8 protein-coding genes are annotated in these 15,655 nt (G+C 70.9%); 4 read left to right on the top strand and 4 right to left on the bottom strand.

What is annotated here, in order from left to right; translation table 11 throughout:
- From ACWC0C_RS05840 to ACWC0C_RS05830, 3 genes are all read left to right on the top strand, one after another.
- Complete coding sequence (locus ACWC0C_RS05840) at nt 1–10,221, top strand: amino acid adenylation domain-containing protein (protein WP_450861900.1); 10,221 nt, start codon at nt 1–3, stop codon at nt 10,219–10,221.
- Between the two features lie 2 nt (nt 10,222–10,223).
- Nucleotides 10,224–10,421 carry a hypothetical protein gene (locus ACWC0C_RS05835; protein WP_449201938.1) on the top strand — a complete coding sequence of 66 codons (198 nt, stop codon included), beginning with the start codon at nt 10,224–10,226 and terminating at the stop codon, nt 10,419–10,421.
- A 148-nt stretch (nt 10,422–10,569) separates the two neighbouring features.
- On the top strand, nt 10,570–12,897 hold the full coding sequence (locus tag ACWC0C_RS05830) for an ABC transporter ATP-binding protein (RefSeq protein ID WP_450861898.1): 2,328 nt from the start codon (nt 10,570–10,572) through the stop codon (nt 12,895–12,897).
- Nucleotides 12,898–13,017: 120 nt separating this feature from the next.
- Here the strand turns inward: ACWC0C_RS05830 and ACWC0C_RS05825 are convergent, their stop codons facing one another.
- The 4 genes from ACWC0C_RS05825 to ACWC0C_RS05810 all read right to left on the bottom strand — a co-directional run bounded on the left by ACWC0C_RS05825 (nt 13,018) and on the right by ACWC0C_RS05810 (nt 14,214).
- Nucleotides 13,018–13,287 carry a DUF5132 domain-containing protein gene (locus tag ACWC0C_RS05825; RefSeq protein ID WP_449201940.1) on the bottom strand — a complete coding sequence of 90 codons (270 nt, stop codon included), beginning with the start codon at nt 13,285–13,287 and terminating at the stop codon, nt 13,018–13,020.
- A gap of 133 nt (nt 13,288–13,420) precedes the next feature.
- Nucleotides 13,421–13,633, bottom strand: coding sequence for a hypothetical protein (locus ACWC0C_RS05820; RefSeq protein WP_450861895.1), 213 nt, complete (start codon nt 13,631–13,633; stop codon nt 13,421–13,423).
- Nucleotides 13,634–13,714: 81 nt separating this feature from the next.
- Nucleotides 13,715–13,930 carry an MbtH family protein gene (locus ACWC0C_RS05815; RefSeq protein WP_449201942.1) on the bottom strand — a complete coding sequence of 72 codons (216 nt, stop codon included), beginning with the start codon at nt 13,928–13,930 and terminating at the stop codon, nt 13,715–13,717.
- Nucleotides 13,930–14,214 carry a DUF5132 domain-containing protein gene (locus tag ACWC0C_RS05810; protein ID WP_450861894.1) on the bottom strand — a complete coding sequence of 95 codons (285 nt, stop codon included), beginning with the start codon at nt 14,212–14,214 and terminating at the stop codon, nt 13,930–13,932. The genes ACWC0C_RS05815 and ACWC0C_RS05810 overlap by 1 nt, the downstream gene beginning before the upstream one ends.
- Before the next feature lie 299 nt (nt 14,215–14,513).
- Here ACWC0C_RS05810 and ACWC0C_RS05805 point away from each other — a divergent pair, with 299 nt between their 5' ends.
- Complete coding sequence (locus ACWC0C_RS05805; protein WP_449201944.1) at nt 14,514–15,653, top strand: acyl-CoA dehydrogenase family protein; 1,140 nt, start codon at nt 14,514–14,516, stop codon at nt 15,651–15,653.
- The last annotated feature ends 2 nt before the right edge of the window (nt 15,654–15,655 follow it).

The following is a 15,655-nucleotide window of genomic DNA, read 5'->3' as shown; positions in this document are numbered from 1 at the left end:
GTGTTCTCTCATGAGCTCTCCACCAGCTCGGCACCGACCGTGGAGTGCACTGCGGATTCGCCTGCCGAGGTCCTGCCGCTGACCGCAGCACAGCGCGAGGTCTGGCTAGCCGACCAGCACTCCCCGAGCGCGGGCGCCGCGCTCCGTATGGGCGAGTACCTGGACATCCGCGGGCCGGTCGACACCACCGTGTTCGAGGCAGCGCTGCGCCAGGTCGTGGCCGAGACCGACGCACTACGGGTCCAGGTGGTGCCCGGCGAGAACGGCCCGGAGCAGCTTCTGAGACGCGAGCGGCGCTGGTCGCTGTCGCTCGTCGACGTCAGCGAGGAATCCGACCCGGAGGCGACGGCACGCACATGGATCGCCGAGGACATGGCCCGGCCCATGGACCTGGCCTCCGGCCCGCTGTTCAGCTTCGCGCTGCTCCGGCTGGCGCCGGACCGGTTCTGGTGGTGTCACACCTACCACCACGCGGTCATGGACGCGTTCGGCCTCTCCCTCATGGCACGCCGAACCGCCGAGGTGTACACGGCCCTGGCCCGTGGGGAGGAAGCGGGCCCTAGTCCCTTCGGACCGTTGTCGGCCCTGGTCCAGGCCGACCAGGACTACCGCGCGTCCCAGGACTGCGCCGTCGACCGGGAGTACTGGACGGAGCGGCTCTCCGGCTGGACGCAGACGGTAGCGATTCCACCTCGTCCGGGGTTCGCGGCACCGGACCCCGGCCCCGCGGTGCAGGGGCCGTCCTCCGGGCGGCCGGCTCTCGGGCCCGCCCGCACAACCGGCGTGCGACCGCTCCCGCGCCAGAAGGCGCTTCGGGCGGCGGCTTGGCGCGCCGACGTCCCTCCGAACCGGTTCGTGGTCGCCGCGGTGGCGCTGTACGCGCACCGACTGACGGGCGCTCGGGACGTGACGGTCGGGCTGGCCGTGTCCGGCCGCCTGGACCGAGCGTCCCGCACCACGCCGGGCATGCTGGCGGGCGGGGTGCCCGTACGGCTGACCGTGCGACCCGACATGCCGCTGGAAGACCTGCTGGCCCAGGTCGACGACCGGCTGCGCGAGGCGGTGGCGCACCAGCGCTACCGCGGCGAGGACCTGTTCCGCGACCTCGGTCTGCCCCGCCGTGCCGGCTCGGCGTTCTCACCGGTGGTCAACCTCATGGGGTTCAACTACGACATCACCTTCGCCGGCCACCGGTGCACCGCGCACAACGTCTCTGCCGGACTGCTCATGGACCTGATGGTCGCGGTGTGGGACCGCCGGGACGACGTCGGCCTGCACCTGGAACTGCACGCCGCGCCCGAGATGTACGGCGACGCCGACCTCGCGGACCATCAGCAGCGGCTGCTACGCCTCCTGGCGGACATGGCGGTCTGCGATCCCGGTCTGCCGGTTGGCATGCTGGATGTGTTGTCGGCCGATGAGCGGCGGTGGCTGCTCGGGGCGGGTGGCACCACCGCGGCCGGGACTCCCGCCGCTCCCGTGCCAGCGCTGTTCGAGGCTCAGGTACGGGCCACCGCAGACGCGGTCGCGCTGGTCACGGGCAACACCTCCCTGACGTACGGGGAGTTGAACGCACGGGCCAACCGGCTCGCGCACGCACTCGCCGCCCGAGGTGTCGGGGCTGAGGACGTGGTGGCCCTGGTCCTGCCCCGCAGCGTGGAGCTGGTGGTCGCCATCCTGGGCGTGCTCAAGGCCGGGGCCGCCTACCTGCCCGTGGACCCCGCCTACCCAGCGCCGCGGATCGAGTACATGCTCGACGACGCGCGTCCCGCCCTGGTGATCGACGACCTACACACGCTCGCCACACTGACACAGGACCAGCCGGACACCGACCCGGAGATCACCGTCGACCCCCGGCACCCGGCCTACGTGATCTACACCTCCGGATCCACCGGGCAGCCCAAGGGCGTGGTGGTCGCCCACACCGGGATCGCCAACCTGGTCACCGCCCTGACGGAGCAGTTCGGGATCGACGCCTCCAGCCGCGTCCTGCTGTTCGCCTCACCCAGCTTCGACGCGTCCGTAGCGGAGATGTTCACCGCCCTGCTCACCGGGGCCGCGCTCGTCCTCGCCCCCACCACCGACCCCCTGACCGCCCTTACCGACATGCGCGTCACCCATGCCACCGTGCCACCCTCCGCACTGGCCGCGGCCGACCCCGCCGGCGTGAGCGTGTCGACGCTGGTCGTCGCGGGAGAGGCATGCCCGCCGGGCCTGGTGGCGCAGTGGGCGCCGGGACGGCGGATGATCAACGGTTACGGGCCGACCGAGAACACCGTCGGCGCGACCCTGAGCGAGCCGCTGGCTCCCTCGGACGCGGCACCACCCATCGGGCGGCCGATCCCCGGGTGCCGCGTCTATGTCCTGGACGGCGCACTGCAGCCGGTACCGCCGGGGGTGACCGGGGAGCTGTATGTCGCGGGGGCCGGGCTGGCCCGCGGCTACCTGCGCCGACCGGACCTGACCGCCCAGCGATTCATCGCCGACCCTTACGGCCCGCCCGGCACCCGCATGTACCGCACCGGCGACCTCGCCCGCCGGCGACCCGACGGTCAACTCCACTTCGCCGGCCGCGCCGACGACCAGATCAAGGTACGCGGCCACCGCATCGAACCCGGCGAGATCGAAGCCACCCTCACCACCCACCCCACCGTCACTCACGCCGCCGTCACCACACACGACAACCGGCTCGTCGCCTATGTGGTGCCGGAGGCCGGGGCGGGTACGGACATCGCCCTCCTCCGCGACCACGCGCGGGCGCAGCTGCCCGCGCACATGGTGCCTTCCGCGTTCGTGGAGCTGGATACCCTGCCGGTGACGCCGAACGGGAAACTGGACCGGGCCGCCCTGCCCGCACCGGACTTCACCACGGCCGCAGGCAGCGGCCGACCCCCGCACACCCCACAAGAGCAAGTCCTGTGCGACCTGTTCACCGAGGTACTCGGCGTATCCGGCATCGGCGTCGACGACGACTTCTTCGCCCTCGGCGGCCACTCCCTCCTCGCCACCCGCCTCACCAGCCGCATCCGGGCCACCCTCGGCACCCAGGTCGACCTGCGCACGGTGTTCGAGGCGCCCACCGTCGCCGGCCTGGCGGCCCGGTTGGACGGCGCGGACCGGGACCGGCCGGTGCTGACCGTCCGTGAACGACCCGTTCCCGTGCCGCTGTCGTTCGCCCAGCGGCGCCTGTGGTTCCTGCACCGCATGCAGGGCCCCGACGCCACCTACAACATCCCGCTGGCAGTCCGTCTGAACGGCCGGCTCGACCCGGAGGCGCTGGAGCGGGCCCTGGGCGATGTCGTGGCCCGGCACGAGAGCCTGCGCACGGTCTTCCCCGAAGTCGACGGTGAGCCCTGCCAGCGGGTACTGGAAGCCGCTGCGGCCCAGCCAGGGCTGCACACGGCCGTGGTCGGCCGAGCGGAGCTGCCGGACCGGCTGGCGGAAGCCGCCCAGTACGCCTTCGACCTGGCCGCCGAACCCCCGCTGCGCGCGGAGCTGTTCGCCCTGGGACCGACCGAGCACGTGCTGCTGATCGTGATCCACCACATCGCGGCCGACGGCTGGTCGATCGCTCCCCTGGGCCGCGACCTCGCGACCGCGTACGCCGCCCGGCGCCTTGGCGAGGAGCCGGGGTGGGCACCGCTGCCGGTCCAGTACGCCGACTTCAGCCTGTGGCAACGCGAACTGCTCGGTGCCGAAACCGGTCCGGACAGCCTTCCCGCACGGCAGCTCGCGTACTGGACACGGGCCCTGGCCGACCTGCCCGACGAACTGAGGCTCCCCTGCGACCGGCCCCGGCCTCCCGTCGCCTCGCACAAGGGCGCGCAGGTTGTCTTCGATATCGACGCCGAGCTGCACACGGAGTTGGCGGCGTTGGCGCGCCGGTCGCGGACGAGCCTGTTCATGGTGCTGCACGCGGGTCTGAGCGCGCTGCTGTTCAGGCTGGGGGCGGGTGACGACATCCCCATCGGCAGCCCCGTCGCGGGGCGCACGGACCAGGCCCTCGACGACCTGGTCGGTTTCTTCGTCAACACCGTGGTCCTGCGCACCGACACCTCCGGCAACCCCACCTTCACCCAGCTCCTCGACCGCGTCCGCGATGCCGCCCTCGCCGCCTACGCCCACCAGGACCTGCCCTTCGAACACCTGGTGGAGGCAGTCAACCCGCTCCGGTCACCGGCCCGGCACCCGCTGTTCCAGGTGATGCTCTCCGTCGACACCGCCGAGGCCGGGCAGTTCGCCCTCCCGGACCTGGAGACCTCCGCCGCCCCGCTGCCGACCGCGACGGCCAAGTTCGATCTGGACGTCTCCGCCCGGGAACAGCGCTCCGAGAGCGGCGAGTGCGCCGGGCTGGACTGCGCGATCGAATACGCCACCGACCTGTTCGACCACGCCACGGTCCAAGACCTGGCCGCACGATGGGTGCGACTGCTGAAAGCGGCCGTCCAGGACCCGGACCGGCCGATCGGCCGCATCGACGTGCTGTCCACCGACGAGCGCCGCGTCCTCCTCGCCGCCACCGACCGGGTGGTGCCGGCGCAGACGGCCGCGGACACACTCCCCGAGCTCTTCCGCACCCAGGTGCGCACCACTCCGGACTCGTTCGCGGTCGTGGCCGACGACGCCACCCTCACGTACGCCGAGCTCGACTCCCGAGCGAACCGGCTCGCCCACGCACTGACCGCTCGCGGCGTCACGGTGGAGGACGTCGTCGCCGTCGCCCTGCCGCGCTCGGCCGACCTGATCGTGACCATCCTCGCCGTACTCAAGGCCGGGGCCGCCTACCTGCCCCTCGACCCCGCCTACCCGGCCGCGCGCATCGCCGCCATGGTCGAGGACGCCCGGCCCGTGCTGCTCCTGACCGACCTCCCCACCGCCGCCGCGAACGGGCTGGATCCAGGTGTGCCGCGCCTGCTGCTCGATGCGCCCGAGACCGCCGAGACGCTGAAGACGCTGCCGGATGCCGACCCGGTGACGGGGCTGCTGCCCGACCATCCGGCGTACGTGATCTACACCTCGGGGTCGACCGGCGTGCCCAAGGGTGTCGTCGCCCGGCACACGAGCGTGGCCGACATGGCCGTCCAGTACGGGCAGCAGGTGTTCGCTCCCGCGGCGGACCGGGCCGGAGGGCGGCGCCTGCGCGTGGCGCTGACCGCGTCGGTGTCCTTCGACGCCTCCTGGGCACAGCTGGCGGCCCTCATGAACGGCCATGAACTGCACGTGGTCGACGCCGCCACCTGGGCGGACGCGGACCGGTTCACGGCGTGGCTGGTGGAGCACCGCATCGACTCCGTCGACGTGACCCCCTCGTACATGCGCGTCCTGGCCGACCGGGGTCTGTTCACCGACGAGCGGTGGCGGCCGAGCGTGGCCGTACTCGGCGGCGAGGCCCTGCCGGACCGGCTGTGGGAGGAACTCCGGGCCGTGGACGGACTGGTGGCCCACAACATGTACGGGCCGACCGAGTGCACCGTGGACGCCGTACGCGCACGGCTCGACGCCGCCGCGACCCCCGTCCTCGGGCAGCCGGTTCCGGGCTCCCGTGCCTACATCCTGGACGACGCGCTGGAGCCGGTGCCGCCGGGGGTGACCGGGGAGCTGTATGTCGCGGGGGCCGGGCTGGCCCGCGGCTACCTGCGTCGGCCGGGCCTGACCGCGCAGCGGTTCATCGCCGACCCCTACGGGCCGCCCGGCACCCGCATGTACCGCACCGGCGACCTCGCCCGCCGGCGACCCGACGGTCAACTCCACTTCGCCGGCCGCGCCGACCAGCAGATCAAGGTACGCGGCCACCGCATCGAACCCGGCGAGATCGAAGCCACCCTCACCACCCACCCCACCGTCACTCACGCCGCCGTCACCACACACGACAACCGGCTCGTCGCCTACGTCGTACCGGCGACCGGGGCCGAGACGGATCCGGCCGAGCTGCGCGCCTTCCTGCGCACATGCCTCCCCGCCTTCATGGTGCCTGCGGCGATCCTGCTCCTGGACAGCCTGCCGGTGACGCCGAACGGGAAACTGGACCGAGCCGCACTGCCCGCACCGGACTTCACCACGACCGCGGGAAGCGGCCGACCCCCGCACACCCCACAAGAGCAAGTCCTGTGCGACCTGTTCACCGAGGTACTCGGCGTGCCCGGCATCGGCGTCGACGACGACTTCTTCGCCCTCGGCGGCCACTCCCTCCTCGCCACCCGCCTCACCAGCCGCATCCGGGCCACCCTCGGCGCGGAACTCGCCGTACGCACGCTGTTCGAGGCCCCCACCGTGGCCGAACTGGCGGCCCGGCTCGACATCGGCACACAGTCCGTACGCCCGGCGCTGCTGCCCATGCCGCGTCCCGAAAAGTTGCCGCTGTCGTTCGTACAGCAGCGCCTGTGGTTCCTGGACCGCCTGGAGGGCCTCGGCGCCACCTACAACATCCCCCTGGCGCTGCGCCTGTCCGGCGAGCTCGACCGGGACGCGCTGGAGCGGGCGCTGGGCGATGTCGTGGCCCGGCACGACACCCTGCGCACCGTTTTCCCCGAGATCGACGGCGTTGCCTGCCAGCGGATCATCGACGCGTGCGCAGCACGTCCGTCGCTACGGGTCACCGAAGTGGACGAGGACGGGCTTTCGTCGCGGCTGGCGGAAGCCGCCCGATACGTGTTCGACCTGGAGGTGGAGCCCCCGCTGCGCGCGGAGCTGCTCGCGCTCGGACCCGCCGAACACGTGCTGCTGGTCCTGGTCCACCACATCGCCGCCGACGGCTGGTCCATGGCACCCCTGGCCCAGGACCTGGCAGCCGCCTACACCGCCCGCTGCCGGGGCGAGGAGCCCGCCTGGGAGCCCCTGCCTGTGCAGTATGCCGACTACACCTTGTGGCAGCGGCAACTGCTCGGCGACCCGGCCGACCCCGACAGTCTTCTCAGCCGCCAACTCGTCTACTGGACCAGGACCCTGGCCGGCCTCCCCGACGAACTGGCGCTCCCCTACGACCGGCCCCGGCCTCCCCGCGACTCGTACCGCGGCGCCGACATCCCGGTGCATATCGGCGCCGAACTGCACGTGGCGCTCTGCGAGTTGGCACGCCGGTCGGGAACGAGCCTGTTCATGGTGCTGCACGCGGGACTGGCCGCGCTGCTGACCAAGCTGGGCGCGGGTACCGACATCCCCATCAGCGTCCCCATCGCCGGGCGCACCGACCAGGCCCTCGACAACCTGGTCGGATTCTTCGTCAACACCCTGGTCCTGCGCACCGACACCTCCGGCGACCCCACCTTCACCCAGCTCCTCGACCGCGTCCGCGAGACCGCGCTCGCCGCCTACGTCCACCAGGATGTGTCCCTCCAGCACTTGGTGGAGGCGCTCAGCCGGTCCCTCTCCCACCATCGTCTCTTCCAGCTCAAGCTCATCCTCCAGAACACCCCCGACGCCACCTTCGACCTGCCCGGCCTGCGGGTGAGAGAAGTCACCGTGCCGTCAGGATCGGCCAAGACGGATCTCGCCATCAGCCTGGACGAGCGTGAACGTGCGGACGGCAGCCCGGCCGGTCTGGACGGCTCGATCCAGTTCAGCACCGATCTGTTCGACCGGCAGACGGTCGGAAGTCTCTTCGCCCGCTGGGTACGGCTGCTGGAAGCCGCCGTCCAGACACCCGACCGGCCGTTGAGCCGACTGGATGTGTTGTCGGCCGATGAGCGGCGGTGCCTGCTCGGGGCGGGTGACACCACCGCGGCCGGGACTCCCGCCGCTCCCGTGCCAGCGCTGTTCGAGGCTCAGGTACGGGCCACCGCAGACGCGGTCGCACTGGTCACGGGCAACACCACCCTGACGTACGGGGAGTTGAACGCACGGGCCAACCGGCTCGCGCACGCACTGATCTCCAAGGGTGTCGGGGCCGAGGACGTGGTGGCCCTGGTCCTGCCCCGCAGCGTGGACCTGGTGGTCGCCATCCTGGGCGTGCTCAAGGCCGGGGCCGCCTACCTGCCCGTGGACCCCGCCTACCCAGCGCCGCGGATCGAGTACATGCTCGACGACGCGCGTCCCGCCCTGGTGATCGACGACCCGCACGCCATCACCGCCCTGACACAGGACCAGCCGGACACCGACCCGGAGATCACCGTCGACCCCAGGCACCCGGCCTACGTGATCTACACCTCCGGATCCACCGGGCAGCCCAAGGGCGTGGTGGTCGCCCACACCGGCATCGCCAACCTGGTCACCGCCCAGGCCGAACGCTTCACGATCGACGCCTCCAGCCACGTGCTGCAGTTCGCCTCACCCAGCTTCGACGCCTCCGTGTCCGAACTGTTCACCGCCCTGCTCACCGGAGCCGCGCTCGTCCTCGCCCCCACCACCGACCCCCTGACCGCCCTCACCGACCCGCGCGTCACCCATGCCACCGTGCCACCCTCCGCACTGGCCGCGGCCGACCCCGCCGGCGTGAGCGTGTCGACGCTGGTCGTCGCGGGAGAGGCATGCCCGCCGGGCCTGGTGGCGCAGTGGGCGCCGGGACGGCGGATGATCAACGGTTACGGGCCGACCGAGGCCACCGTGTGCGCGACCATGAGCGAGCCGCTGGCGCCCTCGGACGCGGCACCACCCATCGGGCGGCCGATCCCCGGCTCCCGTGCCTACATCCTGGACGACACGCTGCAGCCGGTACCGCCGGGGGTGACCGGGGAACTGTATGTCGCGGGGGCCGGGCTGGCCCGCGGCTACCTGCGCCGACCGGGCCTGACCGCGCAGCGGTTCATCGCCGACCCCTACGGGCCGCCCGGCACCCGCATGTACCGCACCGGCGACCTCGCCCGCCGGCGACCCGACGGACAACTCCACTTCGCCGGCCGCGCCGACCAGCAGATCAAGGTACGCGGCCACCGCATCGAACCCGGCGAGATCGAAGCCACCCTCACCACCCACCCCACCGTTACTCACGCCGCCGTCACCACACACGACAACCGGCTCGTCGCCTATGTGGTGCCGGAGGCCGACGCCACGGCCGACAGCGGGACGTTGCGTGAGCATCTGCGGTCCCAACTGCCCGAGTACATGGTGCCCGCGGCGATCCTGCTCCTGGACAGGCTGCCGGTGACGCCGAACGGGAAACTGGACCGGGCCGCCCTGCCCGCACCGGACTTCACCACGGCCGCAGGCAGCGGCCGACCCCCGCACACCCCACAAGAGCAAGTCCTGTGCGACCTGTTCACCGAGGTACTCGGCGTATCCGGCATCGGCGTCGACGACGACTTCTTCGCCCTCGGCGGCCACTCCCTCCTCGCCACCCGCCTCACCAGCCGCATCCAGGAGGTTCTGGGCATCCCCTTGGGCATGCGAACGCTCTTCGAGGCACCGACGCCGGCAGGGCTGGCCCAACGCCTCGGCTCGGACAGCTGTCTCGACGCGTTCGACGTCCTGCTACCGCTGCGGGCGCAGGGCAGCCGTCCGCCGCTGTGGTGCATCCATCCCGCGACCGGGATCGGCTGGTCCTACAGTGGCCTGCTGGGTCACCTCCCCGCCGACCAGCCGGTCTTCGCGCTCCAGGCGGAGACCCTGACGCGGCCCGAGGCCCGGTCGGACACGTTGGCGCAGATCGCGGCCGGCTACGTCCAGCACATCCGCAAGGTGCAGCCGCAGGGGCCCTACCGGCTGCTCGGTTGGTCGGCCGGGGGCCTGCTCGTACACGCTGTCGCGGAGGAACTGGCCCGCTCGGGAGAACGGGCCGACCTCGTGGCCGTCCTCGATGCCTACCCCCGACAGCACGTCCCGGCGGGTCGCTCGGCGGCACCTGCCGTACCGTCCGTGCGCGAAGTCGTCGCGGCAGCCTTCGGTTGCGACCCGGAAGTCATGTTCCCCGGTCCCTCGGACCTGCACCCGGAGGACGTGGTCGAGGTACTGCGCGCATCCGGCCATCCGCTCGGCTCGCTGAGCCCGGACCGCGTTGCCGCGGTCATCGCCACTGCGCGCGACTTCTCGCGGCTCGCTCAGACGCACACCCCAGGGGTGATCGAGGGCGACCTGCTGCTGTTCACCGCCGCCCACGACGCGACCCCCGAGGCTCCCTCCCCGCAGGCGTGGCGCCCCCACGTGCGAGGACGGATCGAGACCCACGCGGTCGGCGCGACACACCTCGGGATGACCGGATCCGATGCGCTCGCCCACATCGGGCCGGTCCTCGCGACGGAACTCGACCGGATCGACGCCGGCCTTGCCCGGATGACCGAAGAGGACATCTGACCATGACGAACCCGACTGACCCGAGCGGAAGCAACTGCGCCGTTCCCCCGGCCGAGACCGACGCCGAGGACGGGAACCAGCCCACCGTGCAGGACGACCTGGGAGCCGACGGCTCTCCGGGCCCTCGACGGGGCTCGCCCGGGCACCTCGGTCGGCCGTGGACCAGCACGTGTCTGCCGGGGGTGGTGGACCAGCCGTGAGCGCGGACGCGTTAGGCGGTGATGAGAACGAGCTTCTTCCCTGCGTCGGCGTCGCACGGTGCGGCGCCCCCTTCGGAAACCGGTGATTGTCGACATGCTGTTGCTTGAGAAGCCCCCCACCACAACCTCTGCGGTACCTCGTCCGGACGTGCCGCCCACACTGCGAGCCCGGTCGGTGATCCCCGGCAGGCAGCGCTGGGATGTCGAGGCCGTCTGCGGCAGACCGGGCGTCGCCCGCCTGATCGAGGAATTCCTCGAACAGGACGAAGACATCGTCGAGGCACATGCGAACCCGGTCACCGGACGGGTACTGGTCCGGCACGACCCCGACGTCCCCCCGCAGCGCATCGCCGGGCGCCTGCGCGAGGCCGTCACCCGGACCCTGCTGTACGCGCGGTCTCGCGCGGGCCGCGCCGGCACCTCGGTTGGTGCGACCCGCCCAGCCGCCGACGGCGGCGTCGCGGCGAGCAGTCCGGGCGTACCGGCCGAGGGGACTCGGCGTCGCAAGCGGTCCGCGCTGCTGGTCCGCGGTGGTGCCGTGGCGGTCGCGGCCGTGGCCTGCGGCAAGTTCTGCATGCCGCTGCTCGCGAGCCCCCTCGCCAGCCTCGGCCTGGCCGCCGCGGCCACGGCCGTCGTGGTCAGAAGGGCGTGGTCGCGCTCGGATCGCGCGCAGCAGCAGAAGAAGGCACAGGAGCAGGGCGGAACGGCCCCGGACCACCACCCGCTGCGGACCGTCATCGGCCGGCACAAACGGCAGCTCGGCGGGGCAACGCTGCTGTCCGTACTCGCCCAGCTGGCGGAAATGGCGCTGTACGCCCTGGTCCCCTCGACCGTGCTGCTGCTCGCCAAGGGCGAGAGTGCGACTCTGGCCGCGCTGGGCGTGACAGGCGCCACGGCCCAGCTGTCGCTCCTCGTCGGCGCCGCCCTGGTGGCCTGCCTCGCCATGGCCGCCCTGGGCTACGCCGCCGGCGTCGCCTGGCGCAAGCTGGGACAGACGGTCGAGGACGACTGGCGTACCCGCACCTACGCCCACGTCCAGCAACTGGCACCGGCCGACATGGAGAGCGAGCGCACCAGCCGGGTCGCCGCGGTACTGTCCGAAGACATCAGCCAGTTGGGCACCTTCGTCGGCACCAGCCTGCACGAATCGGTCCAGCTGGCCACGAGCCTCGCGGCGCTCATCCCGGTGTACCTGCTGCTGGCCCCGCAGATCGCCTGGGTCGCCTTCGCGCCTGTCCCGCTGGTCACCTGGCTGTCCTTCCGCTTCCACGAGCGCGCGGTCGCCGACCACATCGCCTCCGGTGAGCACCGGGCTCGGCTGAACGGCAGGATGTCCGACAACCTCCATGCCCACACCACCATCAAGGCCGCGTGCACCGAAGAGCACGAGAGCACGCGCATCGCCGAGCTGAGCCGGGAATACCGCGAGGCGAACGGCTCCACCGACCGCAGCGCGGCGGCCCAGTCCCAGACCCTGCGGCTGGCCGGCTGCTCAGCACTGGTCGGCACACTGCTGCTGGGCGGCCGGGCCGTGCTGAAGGGAGAGCTGCCCGCCGCGGCATTCGGGCCGCTGATCGAACTGCCGGGCATCGCCCTGGTACGGCTGACCCGGCTGGGCAGCATCACCGACCAGTACCAGCGCACCCTCGCGGCCCTGGAACGGGTGCAGTACCTGCACGGCCTGCCCGTCGAGCCCGTCACGGAAGGCCGTCGTCTGCCCGCCCAGCAGGTCAGCGGGAACATCGAGCTGCGGAAGGTGACCTTTGCCTACCCCGGTCGCCCGCCGGCGCTGCTCGACACCTCGATGACCATCGCCCCCGGCCGCACCACAGGCATCGTCGGCGCCACCGGCGCGGGCAAGACCACCATCGCCAAACTGCTCATGCGTTTCCGCCACCTCGACGAGGGACAGGTGCTGCTCGACGGAACCGATGTGCACACCATCGCCCTGCCGGACCTGCGCCGCGCGATCGGGTACGTCGCTCAGGAGCCGTTCCTGTTCGACTCCACGATCGCGGAGAACATCCGCTACGGCACCTTCGACGCCACCGACGAGCAGCTCGTCGAGGCGGCCCGCACCGCCGGGGCCCACACCTTCATCGACGCCCTGCCCGACGGCTACGACACCCTGGTCGGCGAACGCGGCGCCGCGCTCTCGGGAGGGCAGAGACAGCGCATCGCGCTGGCCCGCACCATCCTGCGCGACCCGCCGGTCGTCATCCTCGACGAGGCCACCTCAGCCGTCGACAACGAAACCGAGGCCGCCATCCAGCACGCTCTTCAGGCCTTCGGGACGGACCGCACGATGATCGTCATCGCCCACCGGCTGTCCACCGTCCGCGGCGCCGACCGGATCTATGTCCTGGGCTCCGGCGGCCTGGTGGCCGAACACGGGACACACGACGAGCTCGTGGCGCGGGACGGCACCTACGCCACTCTGTGGCGGCTGCAGGCCGGTCAACGGGTGCCGGCCTGAGGTCGCCCACCCGCACCATGGTCGGGGGACGACAGTGGCCCTGCTACCGCTGCGAGGCAGCTGTAGCAGGGCCACTTACGGAGAGCCCATGGAAGCACCGTTTCGCGTCGGACCCCGGGCTCAGCTCGCCTTGGCCGCACCCGCCTGCTTCTTGGGCGGCACAACCCCGTCGGTGCCCTCCCGGGGCGCCACCTCGGGAGCCCTCTTCCCGGCCGCCTCGGCTGCGACGTCACGCATCTCCTCGGCCGTCCTGCGAGAGGCCTGCTTGACGTCGATGACCAGCCCCACCGAGGTCTTCACCGCGCCGCGCGCGAGGGGCTTGACGATCCGCTGGACCAGCGGTGCCGCTACCACACCCGCGACGAAGGGGGCGACAGGAACAGGTGCCATGGTGCTCTCTCTTTCTCTCATCGATCTGTACGCCGTACCCGCATGTACGCAGTACCCGCACAAGTGGCCGAGAGATGAGCGCGGACCGCTGGACGAGCCACACGGCCCTGCACATTCACTCCGGCGGGCGCCGTCAGTGTTGCTGCAGGTCGAGCTTGGAGAGGTACACGGGGATCTTCGCCACCGTCCTGCCGGGGACCGTGGTCGTCTGCAGGGTCCCCTGCACCAGGTCCCGGACGATGAGCATGTAGATGCCTCGCTTGTACACGAGCTCGGCCCGGTACAAAAGACTCGCGGACGTGTCCTCCTCCGCCGTCTCCGTCACGAGATCACGGCTCTCGGCCATGGATTCCACTCCTTCACAGCTTTGTCCGGGTTGACGTAGATGGCTGACACAAGGATCTGGGCACGCCGTGTCGTTGCCGCTCTACCGGCCGCCGTCCATCGCCTCGGCGAGACTCCGCGGCCGCATGTCGGTCCAGGTGCGCTCGATGTACTCCAGGCACGCCTGCCGGCTGTCCTCCGGGTGGGCTACGGCCCAGCCGTCGGGCACATCGACGAAGGCCGGCCACAGGGAGTGCTGGTGCTCGTCGTTGACCAGCACGAGAAAGCGGGCGTCCTCGTCCTCGAACGGGTTGGTCATCAGTTGCCCTTTCCGCTCGCGGCACCCGCGGTGGCCGCGGCGGGCCTGGCCTTCGTGGTCTTCTCGACGGGCTTCGCGTCATCCCGAAGCTCGGCGTTGATCATCTCGGCGGTCACCTCCGCGGCGATGTCGTGGAACTCCTCGCCGGCCTGGTGCGCGGCCTTTTTCATCTCCATGGCCAGGCCCACCGTCGTCTTGATGGTGCCGTGCACCAATGGCCGGGCGAAGCGCTTTGCCGCCGGCGCCAGGACGAGACCGAGCAGGAAGGGTGCAATAACAGGCATGGTTGAGATCTCTCTCTGCGCATGAGGGACGGGACAGGCCGCAGCCGTACAACTTGGATTGCCAATCAGGCCTTGAATGAAATAATGAAGCTCTCCCGCGGCCAATTCTCGCGCACACATCCAATTTCACCCTTGCGGCCGAAAAATATCGATCATCAAGTGATCTTGATCGAATTAAGAATCACGGAAACGCGGGGATTCCCCCGTTCGTGTGCACTGGTAGAAGCGTACTCGATGTTTGGGGTAATGTCCCCCAAGGGCCCAATCTCGGGCACCGAAAAAAGAGAGGAGATCGGCGCGTGGATTTCGCGCTGACCACCGAGCAGGAGCAAATGCGCAAGGAAGCTCTACGCTTCGCCCAGGCGCAACTCAACCCCTCTTCGCCGAGTGATGACCGCCCCTTTTCCCGCGAGCTGTGGCGGCAATGCGCAGAATTCGGCGTCCAAGGCATGCCGTTTCCCCTTGAGTACGGCGGACAGGGTGCCGACCTGCTCACCACCGTTCTGATGCTGGAAGAACTGGGCTACGGCTGTAACGACAACGGACTGCTTTTCTCGCTGGGCGCTCATATGTGGTCCTGTGCGCTGCCGATATGGCGTTTCGGCGACGCCGGGCAGCGAGCCCGCTATCTGCCTTCACTGTGCGACGGTTCGATGATCGGCGTCCAAGCGGTGACCGAGGTCCGATCCGGATCCGACGCGCTCGCGGTCGGTACCACCGCCCGCCCGAGCGGTGACGGCTACGTCCTCGACGGGGTCAAGACGTTCATCACCAACGCGCCGGTGGCCGATGTCTTCGTGGTGCTCGCCCGGTCCGGCCGGGCCAAGGACGCGGGTGGGCTGTCCGCGTTCATCGTCGAACGGGACCAACCGGGTGTCTTTGTGGGAGAGCCCTTCCAGAAGATGGGACTGTCCTCCTCCCCGATGGGCGAAGTGGTTCTGGACGGCTGCCACGTGCCGACGTCGGCACTGCTCGGCGGCCCCGGCGCGGGCATGACGGTGTTCAACACCACCATCGAGTGGGAGCGCAGCTTCATCCTGGCCACCGCCCTGGGCACCATGCGCCGCCAACTGGAGGAGTCGGTCGCACACGCACGGACCCACACACGGTTCGGTGAGCCCATCGGCAGGAAACAGTCGGTGTCCGGCCGCATCGCCGACATGCGGGTGCGGCTGGAGGCCGCCCAGCTGATGCTGTACCGCCTGGCCTGGCTCAAGGATCAGGGCAGGCGCACGAGTCTGGAGTCCTCCATCGTGAAGTTGTATCTGAGCGAGGCGCTGGTCGAGTCCAGCATGTCGGCCTTCGCGACCCACGGTGCGTACGCCTACATGTCCGGCACCGCGCAGGAGCGCGATGTCCGCGACGCCCTGGCGAGCCGCATCTACTCGGGCACCTCCGACCTCCAACGCGTCATCATCTCGCGGATGCTGGGGCTGTGATC

The organism is Streptomyces sp. NPDC001709, assembly GCF_053596375.1.
The sequence above is the reverse complement of the archived record's forward strand: the minus strand, read 5'-3'. Positions and strand labels throughout refer to the sequence as shown.

Coding starts and splice junctions, on each gene's coding strand:
- ACWC0C_RS05835 (WP_449201938.1), top strand. CDS start 10,224: ATGACGAACCCGACTGACCCGAGCGGAAGCAACTGCGCCGTTCCCCCG.
- ACWC0C_RS05825 (WP_449201940.1), bottom strand. CDS start 13,287: ATGGCACCTGTTCCTGTCGCCCCCTTCGTCGCGGGTGTGGTAGCGGCA.
- ACWC0C_RS05820 (WP_450861895.1), bottom strand. CDS start 13,633: ATGGCCGAGAGCCGTGATCTCGTGACGGAGACGGCGGAGGAGGACACG.
- ACWC0C_RS05815 (WP_449201942.1), bottom strand. CDS start 13,930: ATGACCAACCCGTTCGAGGACGAGGACGCCCGCTTTCTCGTGCTGGTC.
- ACWC0C_RS05810 (WP_450861894.1), bottom strand. CDS start 14,214: ATGCCTGTTATTGCACCCTTCCTGCTCGGTCTCGTCCTGGCGCCGGCG.